This is a genomic window from Brevibacterium gallinarum (assembly GCF_014836885.1).
Lineage (GTDB): Bacteria > Actinomycetota > Actinomycetes > Actinomycetales > Brevibacteriaceae > Brevibacterium > Brevibacterium gallinarum.
The window spans coordinates 1-15584 of record NZ_JACSPY010000005.1 but is presented as its reverse complement, the minus strand read 5'-3'; the positions used below and the strand labels follow the sequence as shown (position 1 = coordinate 15584).

The 15584-nt window shown below is 67.6% G+C and carries 12 protein-coding genes and 1 tRNA gene; 9 read left to right on the top strand and 4 right to left on the bottom strand.

Translation table 11 applies throughout. From position 1 onward, the window contains the following. Positions 1-76 precede the first annotated feature (76 nt). The 6 genes from H9634_RS06515 (at position 77) to H9634_RS06490 (ending at position 9560) form a co-directional block, all read left to right on the top strand. Positions 77-3547, top strand: a complete 3471-nt coding sequence (locus H9634_RS06515) for a bifunctional proline dehydrogenase/L-glutamate gamma-semialdehyde dehydrogenase (protein ID WP_191725909.1) — start codon at positions 77-79, stop codon at positions 3545-3547. A gap of 66 nt (positions 3548-3613) precedes the next feature. After that, the gene (locus H9634_RS06510) at positions 3614-3916 is read left to right on the top strand and encodes a cupin domain-containing protein (protein ID WP_102161076.1); all 303 of its coding nucleotides are present in this window, start codon (positions 3614-3616) and stop codon (positions 3914-3916) included. Between the two features lie 192 nt (positions 3917-4108). Next, the gene (locus H9634_RS06505; RefSeq protein ID WP_225210681.1) at positions 4109-4438 is read left to right on the top strand and encodes a class I SAM-dependent methyltransferase; all 330 of its coding nucleotides are present in this window, start codon (positions 4109-4111) and stop codon (positions 4436-4438) included. Between the two features lie 121 nt (positions 4439-4559). Beyond that, entirely contained in the window at positions 4560-7322 is a 2763-nt protein-coding gene (locus H9634_RS06500; RefSeq protein WP_191725908.1) for an ExeM/NucH family extracellular endonuclease, read from the top strand. A gap of 193 nt (positions 7323-7515) precedes the next feature. Further along, positions 7516-7932 carry a DUF485 domain-containing protein gene (locus H9634_RS06495; RefSeq protein ID WP_191725907.1) on the top strand — a complete coding sequence of 139 codons (417 nt, stop codon included), beginning with the start codon at positions 7516-7518 and terminating at the stop codon, positions 7930-7932. Further along, complete coding sequence (locus tag H9634_RS06490) at positions 7929-9560, top strand: solute symporter family protein (RefSeq protein WP_191725906.1); 1632 nt, start codon at positions 7929-7931, stop codon at positions 9558-9560. The genes H9634_RS06495 and H9634_RS06490 overlap by 4 nt, the downstream gene beginning before the upstream one ends. A 73-nt stretch (positions 9561-9633) precedes the next feature. On the opposite strand, the gene H9634_RS06485 is transcribed toward H9634_RS06490, so the two are convergent. After that, positions 9634-9709 (bottom strand) — tRNA-Arg (locus tag H9634_RS06485). Between the two features lie 332 nt (positions 9710-10041). On the opposite strand from H9634_RS06485, the gene H9634_RS06480 reads away from it, so the two are divergent. Then, positions 10042-11874 carry a phosphoenolpyruvate carboxykinase (GTP) gene (locus H9634_RS06480; RefSeq protein WP_191725905.1) on the top strand — a complete coding sequence of 611 codons (1833 nt, stop codon included), beginning with the start codon at positions 10042-10044 and terminating at the stop codon, positions 11872-11874. A 107-nt stretch (positions 11875-11981) separates the two neighbouring features. Beyond that, positions 11982-12758, top strand: a complete 777-nt coding sequence (locus H9634_RS06475) for a thioesterase family protein (RefSeq protein ID WP_191725904.1) — start codon at positions 11982-11984, stop codon at positions 12756-12758. Between the two features lie 6 nt (positions 12759-12764). Here H9634_RS06475 and H9634_RS06470 read toward each other — a convergent pair whose 3' ends face one another. Continuing rightward, entirely contained in the window at positions 12765-12983 is a 219-nt protein-coding gene (locus H9634_RS06470; RefSeq protein ID WP_225210680.1) for a hypothetical protein, read from the bottom strand. Positions 12984-12994: 11 nt separating this feature from the next. Further along, entirely contained in the window at positions 12995-14191 is a 1197-nt protein-coding gene (locus H9634_RS06465) for an inorganic phosphate transporter (RefSeq protein ID WP_191725902.1), read from the bottom strand. Positions 14192-14341: 150 nt separating this feature from the next. Here H9634_RS06465 and H9634_RS06460 point away from each other — a divergent pair, with 150 nt between their 5' ends. Beyond that, entirely contained in the window at positions 14342-14785 is a 444-nt protein-coding gene (locus H9634_RS06460; RefSeq protein ID WP_191725901.1) for a hypothetical protein, read from the top strand. Here the strand turns inward: H9634_RS06460 and H9634_RS06455 are convergent. Then, entirely contained in the window at positions 14754-15491 is a 738-nt protein-coding gene (locus H9634_RS06455) for a hypothetical protein (protein WP_191725900.1), read from the bottom strand. The genes H9634_RS06460 and H9634_RS06455 overlap by 32 nt on opposite strands. Between the last annotated feature and the right edge of the window lie 93 nt (positions 15492-15584).

Sequence of the window (15584 nt, the reverse complement as noted above, 5' to 3'; positions counted from 1 at the left end):
GGGCGCACACGCGGCAGGACGCCGCAGGGCATATCGCTCGGTTCGGCTGCCCGGGGCAGCCTGGCAAGGAGGCACCATGATCGAGGACACCAATCTCACGGCCATCACCGAGGCCGCCGTCGACCGCGTGCGCCGGTGGCTGCGGATCTCGGCCGGCACGCCTGCGGCCAAGGACCCGGCCGCCGAACGGCTCGCCGCGATCCTGTCCGACCCCAAGGGCCTGGACTTCACCGTCGGCTTCGTCGACCGCGTCATCCGCACCGAGGACTCCCACTCCGCCGCCCAAGCGCTGCGCGAGGTCGCAGCGATGGCACCGGCGACGATCTCGGCTCTCGACCGCGCCCAGATCAAGGCCGGCTCGGCACTCGCCCCGGTCGCCCCGCAGGTCGTCGTGCCCGCCGCCCGGGCCCGACTGCGCTCGATGGTCGGGCACATGATCGTCGACGCCCGGCCCGACCAGCTCGGCAGGGCCGTCGCCACCCTGACCGCCGACGGCCACCGCCTCAACATCAACCTGCTCGGCGAGGCCGTCCTCGGTGATGAGGAGGCCGACCGCCATCTGGAGCGCACCCACGAGCTGCTCGCCCGCGACGACGTCGACTACGTCTCCATCAAGGCCTCCTCGATCGCCTCGCAGATCAATCTCTGGGCCTTCGAGGACACCGTCGAGTACGTCCTCGCCCGGCTGCGCCCGCTCTACCGCGAAGCCGCCAAGGCCCCTGCCGGTTCGAAGTTCATCAACCTCGACATGGAGGAGTACGGCGACCTCGAGATCACCCTGGAGGTCTTCACCCGCCTGCTGAGCGAACCGGAGCTCAAGCACCTCGAAGCCGGGATCGTGCTGCAGGCCTACCTGCCCGATGCGCTGGCCGCGATGCAGCGTCTGGCCGCCTTCGCCGATGAGCGCGTCGCCAGCGGCGGGGCCGGGATCAAGGTCCGGCTCGTCAAGGGCGCGAACCTGCCGATGGAGCAGGTCCACGCTGAGATCGCCGGTTGGCCGCTGACGACCTGCCCGTCGAAGGAGGCCACCGACGCCAACTACAAGCGGGTACTGCACTGGCTGTTCCAGCGCGAGCGGATGACCGGGCTGCGGATCGGCGTGGCCGGTCACAACCTGTTCGACATCGCCTTCGCCCATGAACTGTCCCTGTCGCGCGGGGTCGCCGACCGGGTCGAGTTCGAGATGCTGCAGGGCATGGCGACTGAGCAGTCGGCGGCGATCAGCGCTGATGTCGGCCAGCTGCTGCTCTACGTCCCGGCCGTCCACCCGGCCGAGTTCGACGTCGCGATCTCCTACCTCGTCCGCCGGCTGGAGGAGAACTCCTCGTCGGAGAACTTCATGTCGACGATCTTCGAGCTGCGCAACGGAAACGCCGCCTTCCGCCAGGAAGAGGAGCGCTTCCGCGCCGCCGTCGACGATCTCAAGGAGATCCTCGCCGCTGACGGTGAGACGGCCCCGCGCCCGAACCGCACGCAGGACCGCACCCAGGAGTACGCCGGCGACCACCGCCTCGGCGAGTTCGTCAACGAACCCGATACCGACCCGGCGCTGCCGGCCAACCAGCGGTGGGCCGAGCAGCTCATCGAGCCGGTGCGCGCCAGTGACTGGCTGGCCGGCCGCCCCGTTCCCGAGGCGGTGGAGTCGGTTGCCGATATGGAGTCCCGGATCGCCACGGGCAAGGCCGCTGCCGCCGGCTGGCGGGAGCTCGGAGCCGCCGGCCGCGGCAAGATCCTGCTGGCTGCCGCTGACATCTTCGCCAACCGGCGCGGGGAGTTCCTCACGACGATGGCCGCCGAGGCGGGCAAGACCTTCGCGCAGTCCGACCCGGAGGTCTCCGAGGCGATCGACTTCATCCGCTACTACGCCTCTCAGGCACTCGACCTCGAGCAGATCCCCGGCGCCCGGTTCGAACCCGATGAGCTCGTCGTCGTGACCCCGCCGTGGAACTTCCCCGTCGCGATCCCGACCGGCTCGACCGTCGCCGCACTAGCCGCCGGTGCCGCCGTCATCCACAAGCCGTCCTCGCCGACCCCGCACTGTTCGGCGCTGCTCGTCGAGTGCCTGTGGCAGGCCGGTGTGCCGCGTGAGGTGCTGCAGGTCGTCGCCCCGAGCGAAGGAGACATCGGCAAGGCGCTGCTGTCCCACCCCGACGTCGACCGCGTCATCCTCACCGGTGCTTCGGAGACAGCCTCCCTGTTCAAGAGCTTCAACCCCGCACTCGAGATCAACGCCGAGACCTCGGGCAAGAACGCCCTCGTCATCACCCCGGCCGCCGACCGCGACCTCGCGGTTGCCGATCTCGTCGCCTCAGCCTTCGGCCATGCCGGGCAGAAGTGCTCGGCAGCATCGCTGGGCATCCTCGTCGGCTCGGTGTACGACTCCGAGCGCTACCGCCGGCAGATCGTCGACGCTGCGTCCTCGCTCGTCGTCGACTATCCGACGAACCTGTTCGCCGAGATGGGCCCGCTGACCGAGGAGCCCTCCGAGAAGCTTGAGCGTGCGCTCACGCAGCTCGATGAGGGTGAGTCGTGGCTGGTGGAGCCGAAGATGCTCGATGACTCCGGCCGGCTGTGGAGCCCCGGTGTCAAGGACGGGGTGAAGCCCGGTTCGTTCTTCCACCTCACCGAGTGCTTCGGCCCGGTGCTCGGCCTCATGCATGCGAAGGACCTCGATGAGGCCCTGGAGCTGCAGAACGCCGTCGACTTCGGCCTGACTGCCGGGATCCACTCGCTCGACACCGGCGAGGTGGCCCAGTGGCTCGATGAGGTCGAGGCCGGCAACGTCTACGTCAACCGCGGCATCACCGGTGCGATTGTGCGCCGGCAGCCCTTCGGCGGCTGGAAGCTGTCCTCGGTGGGACTCGGCTCGAAGGCCGGCGGCCCGAACTACCTCATGCTCTTCGGCGACTGGCGCGATGCCGAGCTGCCCGGCGACGCCCACGCCACCGCCGGCACCGGCTCGGACTGGCTGGCGAAGGCCTACGGCGATGATGAGAAGGTCTACCGGGAGTTCTTCGGCCAGCCCGCCGATCCGACCGGCCTGCACGCCGAGGCCAACATCTTCCGCCACCTGCCCCGTCCGGTCACCATCCGCGTGACCCCCGACGCCGTCGGCGACCATGTGCGCCGCACCGCCCACGCCGGCCGGACCGTCGGCGCCCCGCTGCTCGTCTCGGTCCACCCCGACTGCTCCGGTGAGCTCGTCGAGGCCGCTCGCGACGCCCTGCAGGCGAGCACCGCCTCGGCGACGGACACCACTGCCGAGGTAGCGGTCGAGACGGCAGACGCGTTCGCCTCGGCGGTGGCTGACGGCAGCTACGACGACACCGTCGGCGCCCGGATCCGGGTTGTCGGCTCGGTCGAGCCGGAGCTGCGGGAGGCGACCGTCGACCGTCCCGAGGTCGCCGTCATCGACCAGGACGTCGTCAGCTCAGCCCGCGTCGAGCAGCGCTACTACGTCCACGAGCAGGCGATCTCGATGACGCTGCACCGGTTCGGCAACCCGAGCAGCGACTTCCACGCGCTGGCCGAAGATCTCAGGGGCTGACACCCACCTGATCGCAGCGGTGGCCGCGGACACATGATCGCATGCGTCCGCGGCTATGCTGTTTCCATGAGCGAGTACACCCAGGCGATTGCGACCGTCCAGATCGACAACGAGTTCACCCGCGTGACCGAATGGCGCTTCCCGCCGGGGTCGGAGACGACGATGCACGTCCATGAGATGGACTACGTCGTCGTGCCGACCGAACCGGGCACGCTGACCGTGGTGACACCGGAGGAGACGTTCGAGAACGTGCTCGTCCCCGGTGCCAGCTACACGCGGCCGGTCGGCAGCGAGCACAACGTCATCAACAAGTCCGACACCGAATGCGCCTTCGTCGAGGTCGAGTTCAAGCAGCGCACCGGCAGTTGAGCTGGCAGGCTCGGACCGACGCGGCGTACCGGCTGCGGGCGGTCGAGTACGCCGCGCAGCTCGGGACGATCGAGGCGACTCACCCGGGGGACCGAGACCTCATCAGCGGCTGGGCTGACGACGTCGGCGGCCGGATCGCCGACGTGGGCTGCGGTCCCGGGCAGTGGACGGACTTCCTCCACCGTGGCGGCCATGACGTCATCGGCATCGAACCGGTGCCGGAATTCGTTCATCCATCTCACCCCGGAGGCGATCGAGCCGGCACTCGCAGAGTTCCGCCGCGTCCTCCGGCCCGGCGGAAGCCTCCTCATCGGCTTCTTCACGGCTGACGCCGTCGCAGCGTTCGACCACGCGGTTTCGGCCGCCTGGTATTGGCCTGCAGACGCACTCTCCACCCGTCTGCGCTTGGCTGGATTCGATGTCGAATCCACCTGCACCCGGCACGATCCCGGGGTGCGCGCCCACGGTGCGCTCACCGCCAGGCTGGCTGCGGCCTCCCCGGCCGAGATCGCTGACAGGTAACGCGCTGTTCAGCAGAACTTCGGACCGGACTCCCGATTTCTGAGTGGATCCTGGGTACCGTGGAAGAGGCTCATCTGCACTCCCGGCCATCCGGGATGCACTCCGACTGAAGGACTCCTCCATGCACTCCCTCCACCTGCGCGCAACGGCTGTGGCCGGTTCCGTGCTCATCGCAGCCGGCACCTCCGGCGTGCTCATCGCCGTTCCGGCGGCTGCGGCACCGGCCGGCACGGCGGCGATCTCCGAGATCGCCTACGCCGGCGCCGACGACACTGACTTCATCGAGATCGCCGCTGATCCCGGCACCGACCTCTCCGGCTGGACAGTCGGCTCGGTCACCCGCGGCGGCACCCCGCAGTCCGACGCCCACGTCGTGACGCTGCCGGCCGGCACCACTGCCCCGGACTCAGGTGCGCACGCGGTCTCGGTGCCGATCACCAACTCGGTCAAGTCCGGCAGCGCCGCCGATGGCGCGTACGGCTCCTCTGCCTTCGTCGCCGACGCCGACGGCGAGCTGCAGGACTTCGCGCAGGTCGGCGGCACCACTGGCGGCCGCGGCGTCACCGCGGGCACCAGCGCGCTGCTTCCCGAGGCGGCCCAGGGCGCCGAGGCGACCCCGACCGGGGCGACCGCGCCTGCGGGCCAGTCGATCCAGAAGTCCGGCAGCAGCTGGAGCGCCGGTGCGCCGACGCCCGGCGAGCTCTCCGGCAACACACCGAACCCGGATCCGACAGACGATCCTGACGATCCGACAGATCCCGCCAACCTCACCCCGATCTCCGAGATCCAGGGCACCGGAGAGTCCAGCCCGCTCGACGGCACGACCGTCAGCACCCGCGGTGTTGTCACCGCCGCCTACCCCGAGGGCGGGCTTGACGGATACTTCATCCAGACCGCCGGCAGCGGCGGTGACGCCCACCAGGTGCCCGGCGCCTCGGAGGGCATCTTCGTGTACTCGAAGGACACCGTCGGCACGGTCAGGCCCGGTGTGCACGTCGAGGTCACCGGCACGGTGAGCGAATACTACGGCCAGACCCAGATCACCGTCTCGGGCAGCGGCCTGACCGAGCTGAGCGAACCAGCCGAGGCGCCCAAGCCGTTCACCGGCGCGCTGCCGGATGGCGATGAGGCCCGCGAGTCGCTCGAGGGCATGCTCGTCCACCCGGCCGGCCCGATCACCGTGGCCGACACCTACACCGCCAACCGCTACGGCGAGGTCGGCCTGACTAATGGCACGAAGCCGCTGCGCCACCACACTGATGCCCACCGCCCCGGCACCGATGAGGCTGCGAAGCTCGCCGCGGAGAACGCCGAGCGCTTCTTCCTCCTCGACGACGGCGCGACCCGCGACTTCACCGGCAGGGCCAGCGACGTGCCGGTGCCCTACGTGTCCCTGGACAGCCCGGTGCGCGTCGGCGCTGAGGCGACCTTCACCTCGGCGGCGGTGCTCGGCTACGGACACGACACCTGGCGCCTGCAGCCCACCGCGACCGTCACCGGGGAGAACGAGGACGAAGCCGCACCGGCGACGTTCGCGAACAGCCGTCCGGCCGCGCCCGAGGCGGTGGGCGGGCAGCTGAGCATCGCCAGCTACAACGTGCTCAACTACTTCCCGACCACCGGCGATGAGCTCAGCGGCTGCCAGTACTACACCGACCGCGAGGGCAACCCGATCACTGTGCGCAGCGGCTGCGCTGCCCGCGGCGCGGCCAACGCCGAGAACTTCGAACGCCAGCAGGCCAAGATCGTCAACGGCATCAACACCCTCGATGCCTCGATCGTCGCGCTCGAAGAGATCGAGCAGTCGGCGGCCTTCGGCAAGGACCGCGACGAGGCACTCAACCAGCTCGTCGGCGCGCTCAACGCTGCTGCCGGATCTGAGAAGTGGGCGGCTGCGGCCAGCCCCGAGCAGGTCCCGGCCGTCGGCGAGGATGTCATCCGCACCGCGTTCATCTACCAGACGGCCGAGGCCGAGCCGGCCGGCACTCCGGCGATCCTCGACAACCCGGCCTTCACGAACGCCCGCGCCCCGCTCGCACAGGCCTTCGCGAAGCCCGGCGGCACCGACGCGGAGTTCGTCGCGATCGTCAACCACTTCAAGTCGAAGGGCTCCGGCTCCGGAGACGGCAACGAGGACTCCGGTGACGGCCAGGGCGCCTCGAACGCCGACCGTGTCAAGCAGGCCAAGGCGCTCGTCGGGTTCGCCGATGAGCAGAAGAAGGCCACCGGCACCGACAAGGCGTTCCTGCTCGGCGACTTCAACTCCTACACCTTCGAAGACCCGATGCAGGTGTTCTACGAGGCCGGGTACACCAACCTCGGCGAAGAGCACACCGACGAGCAGACCTACCTGTTCGGCGGCCGCGTCGGCAGCCTCGACCACATCCTCGCCAGCGCAGAACTCGCGGGCTCTGTCACCGGTGCCGATGTGTGGAACATCAACTCCGGTGAGTCGGTCGGGCTGGAGTACAGCCGCTACAACAACAATGTCCGCAAGCTGTACGACGATTCGGTCTACCGCTCCTCGGACCATGATCCGCTCATCGTCGGCTTCAACGTCGACGAGGATGCCGGTGAGCAGCCGACCGAAGATCCCACGGTCGACCCGAGCGATGACCCGTCCGACGATCAGGGTCAGCACGATGACGATCAGGGCCAGCACGATGACGATCAGGGCCAGCACGATGACGATCAGGGCCAGGGAAACGGTGACCGCAGGGGATCACCGGACTCGTCGAAGGATCCGCGCACGGATCGCCAGCCCGCAGCTGACGGTCGCCGCCTGCCGCGCACCGGCATGGAGCTCGGCAGCGTGGCCGTGGCCGGAGTGCTCGTCGGACTCGGTGCCGGGGCCGTCGCACTGACTCGCCGCCGCAAGGGCTGACACCTGGCAGAACTCCTGCTCACGCAGACGCCGGCCGCAGACCGAAGGGTCTCGGCCGGCGTCTTGCTTTCTGAGAAATCACAACACATCTTGATAACGGCTTGATCGATGTGGTGCCCGTCACAGTTTCAGGCGCGTACAGTTTCGCCAGAGCCGCCTCCAACCCGGCGGCAGCGAAAGGAATGGTGCCCCAGTGTCCCCACCGACCACAGCGATCGACTTCGAGAAAGTCGAATCCCAACCGGAGTTCCAGGCACTGAAGAAGAAACACCGCTCGCTGGTGCTGCCGCTGAGCGCGTTCTTCTTCCTCTGGTACTTCGCCTATGTCCTGCTCGGCGCCTACGCCCATGACTTCATGGCGACCCCGGTGATCGGCAACATCAACCTCGGCATCCTGCTCGGCCTCGGCCAGTTCGCCACGACCTTCATCATCACGATGGTCTACGTGCGCTTCGCCAACCGCCGCATCGACCCGGCAGCCAACGAGATCCGCCTGATGCTGGAGAAGCAGGCCGCCGACTTCGCCGAACGCCCCGCAGATGCCCGCGGCGCCCATGCCGCCGGCGCACCTGCAGAGACCCCCACCGAGGATGAGGAGGGCGAACGATGACGCTCGCAGCAGCACTGACCACAGTGGCCCAGGACAATCCCACCGCAGAGAACAATCCCGTCCTCAACATCGCGATCTTCCTCGTCTTCGTCGCCATCACGATGACGATCGTCTTCCGTGTCGCCAAGCGCAACGCCAGCGCTTCCGACTTCTACGCCGGCGGCCGGTCGTTCTCCGGCCCGCAGAACGGCTTCGCGATCTCCGGCGACTACCTCTCAGCCGCTTCCTTCCTCGGCATCGTCGGCGCGATCGCAGTGACCGGCTATGACGGCTTCCTCTACTCGATCGGGTTCCTCGTCGCCTGGCTCGTCGCGCTGCTGCTCGTCGCCGAGCTCATGCGCAATACCGGCAAGTTCACGATGGCCGATGTGCTCTCCTTCCGCCTCAAGCAGCGCCCCGTGCGCCTGGCTGCGGCGATGTCGACACTGGCGGTGTGCTTCTTCTACCTGCTCGCCCAGATGGCCGGCGCCGGTGGGCTCGTGTCCCTGCTGCTGGGCATCGACAGCAAGACCGGCCAGTCGATCGTCGTCGCCGTCGTCGGCGTGCTCATGATCATGTACGTCATGTTCGGCGGCATGAAGGGCACCACATGGGTGCAGATCGTGAAAGCGTTCCTGCTCATCGGCGGAGCGGGCATCATGACCATCTGGGTGCTGGCGCTCAACGGGTTCAACTTCTCCCAGCTGCTCGGCGATGCCGTTGCCAATGCGACCGCTGACCCGCCCGAGGCGCTGCTCGCCCCCGGACTCAAGTACGGTGCGCTGCCGATCGACTTCGTATCCCTGTCGATCGCCCTGGTGCTCGGCACCGCTGCGCTGCCGCACGTGCTCATGCGCTTCTACACCGTGCCGACCGCCCTTGAGGCACGCCGCTCGGTGGTCTGGGCGATCTGGCTCATCGGCATCTTCTACCTCTTCACCCTGGTGCTCGGCTACGGTGCGGCCGCCATGGTCGGCTCCGAGGCGATCGAGAACGCTCCGGGCGGAGTGAACTCGGCAGCACCGCTGCTCGCGCTCGAACTCGGCGGACCGATCCTGCTCGGCACGATCTCAGCCGTCGCGTTCGCGACGATCCTCGCGGTCGTCGCCGGTCTGACGATCACCGCGGCGGCCTCGTTCTCCCACGACATCTACAACTCGGTCATCAAGCGCGGCACCGCCACGCAGCAGACCGAGGTGAAGGTCGCCCGCATCACCGTGCTGGCGATCGGCGGTGTCGCGATCTTCGGCGGCATCGGCGTTCAGGGGCAGAACATCGCGTTCCTCGTCGCCCTGGCCTTCGCAGTGGCGGCGAGTGCGAACCTGCCGACGATCCTGTACTCGCTGTTCTGGCGCCGGTTCACCACCCGCGGTGCCGTGTGGTCGATCTACGGTGGGCTCATCACCGCTGTCGGGCTCATCGCGATCTCACCGGTGGTCTCCGGCACGGAGACAGCGATGCTCGGACCCAACATCGACTTCGCGATCTTCCCGCTGCAGAACCCGGGCATCATCTCGATTCCGGTCGGCTTCCTGCTCGGCTTCATCGGCTCACTCACCGATAAGCGCGGCGAGGATCCGAAGCTCGCTGCCGAGATGGAGGTCCGCTCGATGACCGGCTACGGCGCAGAGAAGGCCGTCGAGCACTGAGTGACACAGCATCTCTGCTGGTCAGAGCATGAATAGCGAAACCGCCGCCCGGCTTCCGGGCGGCGGTTTCAGTTGGCGCGCCACGAGGGATTCGAACCCCCAACCTTCTGATCCGTAGTCAGATGCTCTATCCGTTGAGCTAGTGGCGCACTGTCGCAATGACCAGAACAACTATACACACGATCGCCCGCGAGCCAAAATCCGCACCCTGCGGCCTTCGCCACAGTCGCCAGCCACCGCCTCGGGAGCGGCGATCTGGAGCCGAAACCAACCTTTGGGAAAACACGCCATTTCTTTGGGATTACCCGTCTATGATCTGACGTGAACCAAGCATAAGCCCTCAGCTTGTGACTCAATGCACAGGCGCGGAGCCGGCGAATCCCCAGTGACCACGAAGAACGGTTCGTACGATGGAGGCATCGCTTGGCGGCGATGTCCGCACGAGCAGAACTCCAGAACCCCTACAGATCAGGAGATCCTCATGACCGTCCTCGACCGTGGCTCAGTCGAAGACCTGCTTGCTGGCGCACCGACCAGCAACGAGAAGATCCTCAGCTTCGTCCGCTCGATCGCCGAGCGCACCACTCCCGACCGCATCGAGTGGATCACCGGCGATAACGAGCAGAAGCGCGAACTGCAGAACCAGCTTATCGAAGCCGGCACCCTCAAGCCGCTGCCCAAGCAGAAGGACTCGTTCTACGCCGCCTCCGACCCGGACGATGTCGCCCGCGTCGAGGAGCGCACCTACATCTGCTCGCGCGAAGAGGCCGACGCCGGCCCACTGAACAACTGGATGGCCCCGGATGAGATGAAGTCCATCCTCGGTGACCTGTTCGCCGGCTCGATGAAGGGCCGGACGATGTACGTCATCCCGTTCGTCATGGGACGTGCGGATGCCGACCAGCCGATGTTCGGCATCGAGGTCACCGACTCGGCCTACGTCGTCCTCTCGATGCAGATCATGGCACGCTGCGGCACCGCCGAGCTCAAGGCCATCGAGGAGCACGGCGGCGAGTTCGTCGAGTGCGTCCACTCCATCGGCGCACCGCTGGAGCCCGGCCAGGAGGACGTCGTGTGGCCGTGCAACACGACGAAGTACATCACCCACTTCCCTGAAGAGCGCGCCATCTGGTCGTTTGGATCGGGCTACGGCGGCAACGCGCTGCTGGGCAAGAAGTGCTACTCGCTGCGCATCGCCTCGGCGATCGCCCGCGAAGAGGGCTGGCTGGCCGAGCACATGCTCATCCTCAAGCTCACCAGCCCCGAAGGCGAGGTCAAGTACGTCGCCGCCGCCTTCCCGAGCGCCTGCGGCAAGACCAACCTCGCGATGATCGAACCGACCCTTGAGGGCTGGAAGGCCGAGACGCTCGGCGACGACATCGCCTGGATGCGCTTCGGTGAGGACGGTCAGCTCTACGCCGTCAACCCGGAGTTCGGCCTCTTCGGCGTCGCCCCGGGCACCGGCTACACCACCAACCCGACCGCGATGCGTGCGATCGAGGCCGGCGGCAACGTCTTCACCAATGTCGCGCTCACCGATGACGGTGACGTCTGGTGGGAGGGCATGACCGAGGAGACCCCGTCGCACCTGACCGACTGGAAGGGCAACGACTGGACTCCGGAGTCGGGCACCCCGGCTGCGCACCCGAACTCGCGCTTCTGCACCCCGATCACCAACACCCCGACGCTCGCCGATGAGTACGAGAACCCCAACGGCGTGCCGATCTCAGCGATCCTCTTCGGCGGCCGCCGCAAGACGACGATGCCGCTGGTGACCGAGACGAAGGACTGGACCCACGGCGTGTTCATGGGATCCACCCTGTCCTCGGAGACCACCGCTGCCGCCAAGGGCCAGGTCGGTGTTGTGCGCCGCGACCCGATGGCGATGCGCCCGTTCATCGGCTACAACGTCGGCGACTACTTCCGCCACTGGCTGGAGATCGGCCGCACCGAGGGTGCGAAGCTGCCGAAGATCTTCTACGTCAACTGGTTCCGCCGCGACGACGACGGCTCGTTCCTGTGGCCGGGCTTCTCGGAGAACTCCCGCGTCCTCAAGTGGGTCTTCGAGCGCGTGGCTGGCACCGCCGAGGCCGTCGAGACCCCGCTGGGCCACACTCCGGCCGAGGGCTCGCTCGACATCGACGGCCTCGACGTGACCGAGGAGCAGCTGCGCAAGGCGCTTGCCATCAAGCCTGAGGAGTGGGCTGAGGAGCTCGCCTCGATCGAGGAATGGTACGACTCGCTCGGCGATCACGTCCCGGCCGAGCTCAAGGCCGAGGTCGACAACCTCCGCCAGCGCCTCGGCGTGAAGTGACGCCGCACCCCTGACTGAGTCGGGCCGCACCCATGAGCCAGGGTGCGGCCCGGTTCGCATTCATCCCCGCTCCCGAGGCGGTGGCCGGCTGCAGCTAGTCTGTTGCCATGGCATATTTCGAACGGCTCTCGGACACGCGCCTGCGCGCGACCGCCGCGACGGCGGGTGCATGGAATGAGGCAGAGCAGCACATCTCCCCGATCATCGGGCTGCTCATCCACAGCTTCGAACGCGACCACGCCGCCCGCCGCGAGGGCGCGCCGCTGCAGATGGCCCGCCTGTCGGCCGACATCTACGGCGTCATCCCGATCGACGAGTTCGATCTCACCGTCTCCGTGCGCCGGGCCGGCCGTACGATCGAGCTGCTCGAAGCCGAGGTGACCTACGGTGAGCGGACCATCGTGTTAGCCCGCGCCTGGCTGCTGCAGGACACCGACACCTCGGCGGTGGCAGGCACCGCCTTCGAACCGATCCCGCCGCCTGAGGAGCTCGGGCCGTTCGATCCGCGCAGCGTGTGGCCCGGCGGCTACATCGACTCCCTGCAGGGCCGGCGCAGTCAGTTCGAACCGGGCCGGGCGATGTACTGGCTGCGCTCGGATGAGCGGCTGCTCGACGGCGAGGAGGTCTCGGACTTCGCGCAGGCGTGCACGCACCTCGATGCCGCCAACGGGATGACGGTGCGCCAAGATCCGGCTGAGGTGATGTTCCCCAACGTCGATCTCACCGCGCACTTCCTGCGCTCGGACTTCACCGGCGACTGGCTGGGCTTCGACACCCGTGTGACGTTCGGGGAGACCGGCCTGGGTCTGACCCATTCGATCCTCCATGACGCTGGCGGGCCGCTCGGTTCGCTCGTGCAGTCGCTCACCGTCCGCCCGCGCTGAACTGGTTCAGCCGTGCAGGGCGGGGACGATGAGGTAGACGCCGATGAGCACGCCGATCCCGCAGATGCCGAAGACCGCGTGGCTGGCCAGCGAGACCAACGAGTTGTTGCGCCCGGCTGAGCGCAGGTCGATGGCGTAGGCGCGCAGGCGGACGGCCACGGAGAACAGGGTGATCGTCACGGTCGCTGCGGTGAGCGTGGCGACGGCGACGATGATAAGGGACATCCAGTCGATCATCAGCGGTTCTCGCCTTTCATCTGCTTGGCCTGCTTCTTCGCCTTGCGCTTGGCGCGCCGGCCGCGGATGCCCACGGCATCGCCGACGGTGTCGAGCTTCGAGAGCTGCACGAGGTGCGCGGTCTTGCGCGAGTGCAGGTAGATCCACAGCACGACGATCGTCGCCACAATGACGTCGGCCATCGCGCCCCAGAATCCGAGGTTGGCCACGATCGCTGCCAGCGCCCCGACAGCGCCGGCGGCCGGGAGTGTGAACAGCCAGCCGGAGGCGATCTTGCCGGCCGTCGACCATTTGACGTCAGCACCCTTGCGGCCAAGCCCCGAGCCGAGCACCGAACCGGAGGCCACCTGCGTGGTCGACAGCGCGAAGCCCAGGTGCGAGGAGGCGAGGATCGCCGCCGCAGTCGAGGTCTCGGCTGACAGGCCCTGGGCGGGCCGGACCTCGGTGAGCTTCGTGCCGAGCGTGTCGATGATCCGCCAGCCGCCGAGGTAGGTGCCGAAGGCAATGGCGAAGGCGCAGGTGGCGATGACCCAGAAGTGCGGGCCGGTGCCCGGCTCCTGCATCTGCGCGGAGATCAGCAGCAGGGTGATGACGCCCATCGTCTTCTGCGCGTCGTTGGTGCCGTGGGCGAGCGCGACGAGCGAGGAGGAGAAGATCTGCCCGTATTTGAAGGCCCCGCGCCGGTTGGCATTGGCGTACCGGCGGGTGATGCGGTAGGCCAGGCGGGTGCAGACATAGGCGCTGGTCCCGGCGATGAGCGGGGCGGCGATGGCGGGAATGATGACCTTGGAGAGCACGACGGAGAAGTTCACTGCGTGCAGTCCGGCACCGACGACGGCTGCGCCGATGAGCCCGCCGAACAGTGCGTGCGAGGACGAGGACGGCAGCCCGTAGATCCAGGTGATCATGTTCCACACGATCGCGCCGATGAGGCCGGCGAGGATGAGCTGCGGGGTGATGTGGACGCCGCCGTCGCCTTCGTTGATGAGCCCGCCGGAGATCGTCTTGGCGACCTCCGTCGACAGAAACGCACCGATGAGGTTGAGCACGGCAGCCAGCGCAACGGCGGTCTTCGGCTTGATCGCGCCGGTGGCGATCGGGGTGGCCATCGCATTGGCGGTGTCGTGGAACCCGTTGGTGAAGTCGAAGAACAGTGCCAGTGCGATGACGAGCACGACGAGAATGAGTAGTTCCACGCGCGACCTAACAGGGGTGAGGAGATCTGAGGAGCGGTCTTCGCGACCCATGCTGAGTGTAACCGCAAAGTCGCCCTGCGTTCATCTGCCCGTCACCTTCGGCTTCGCGCCGGGCCCGAGGCGGTGGTCGCCCGACCGTAGGATGGAACCATGTCTGAGCTGAGCTGGCGGGTCTATCCCCGCCTCTATGTCGTGGCTGTGCTGTGGGTGCTGCCGATCTTCCTCGTGCTGCTCATGCTCACCGGGTTCAGCTGGATCATCCTCACCTGTGCCCTGTTGCTGGCGGTCCTCAGCCTCGTGCTCTCAGCCTCTGCCCTGCGCATCAACGTCAGCGACGGCGTCCTGCAACTGCGCTACTGGTTCTACTTCGTCGAGGTCGACATCGCTGACATCACCGAGGTCGCCCGCGTCGAGAAAGCGCTTGTGGGTCTCGGTTACAAGCGGGCTGGCTCGACGACTTCGTTCCTCGTCGGCGGGCCGTACCTGCAGGCGACGATCGCCTCGGGCACGGAACTCGTCTTCTCCGTGCGCGAGGACTTCGCCACCGACCTTGAGGCTGCCCTCAGCTCCGGACCCGGCGCAACAGCCGCCTGACCCTCCATCTCACACCGTGGATACCGCGCCGCGCGACTGCCCCGGCCTCATCGGCAAATGACCTCGAGAGCAGCGCCTCAAGCTCCCTTCGCATCGTCGTCAGCTCACCGCCCAGCCGCTGCGCCTCCGCCTCCCTCTCACTCAACTTCTTCTCTGCTTCCTCCAGCCGCTCCCGCGTCTCCTGGAGCTCCGCGGTCGTCTCCTGCAGCACCTCCTTCGTGCGTGTGTGCGCACGGTCGCTGAGAATGCGCGGTTCCTCCAGTTCGGCTGCCGCTGCGATATGAAAGCTCTCCCGCTGCGCGCTCTGCTCACTGATGGGCGCGAACGGCTCCTCCGGCACCGACCGGCCCGCCACCGCTTCGTAGATCCCCGCCAGGTTCTGCTGCGAGATCTCCATCCACTCTTGCTGCACGGCCGCCAGATCGGCCTGCAGCTGCTCGCGCTCCCGCCATGCCGCAGTCACCGATCCGACGATCCGCTCTCCCAGACCCTGCGGGTCGGCTGCGAGGGTGAGTTCGGGGTGGCCGACGTCGGCTGCGAAGTAGCGCAGCTTGTTGTGCAGGTCGAGGGAGATCGGGATCGATCCGGCTCCGAAGGGAATGAGCTGGGCGTGCCCGCGCCCGCCGAGGACGAGCGGAGTGCTGGCGAAGAGCTCGTAACCGGCTCGGTAGTCGACATCGGGTCCGTGCAGGCGGTGCTCCACCACCTCGGGAACGACCTCGGCTAGGTGTAGTTCCCCGTGAGGTTGTGAACGCGGTCGGCTGGGGTGAGGCCTCCGATAGCGGTGTGGGCTCGATGC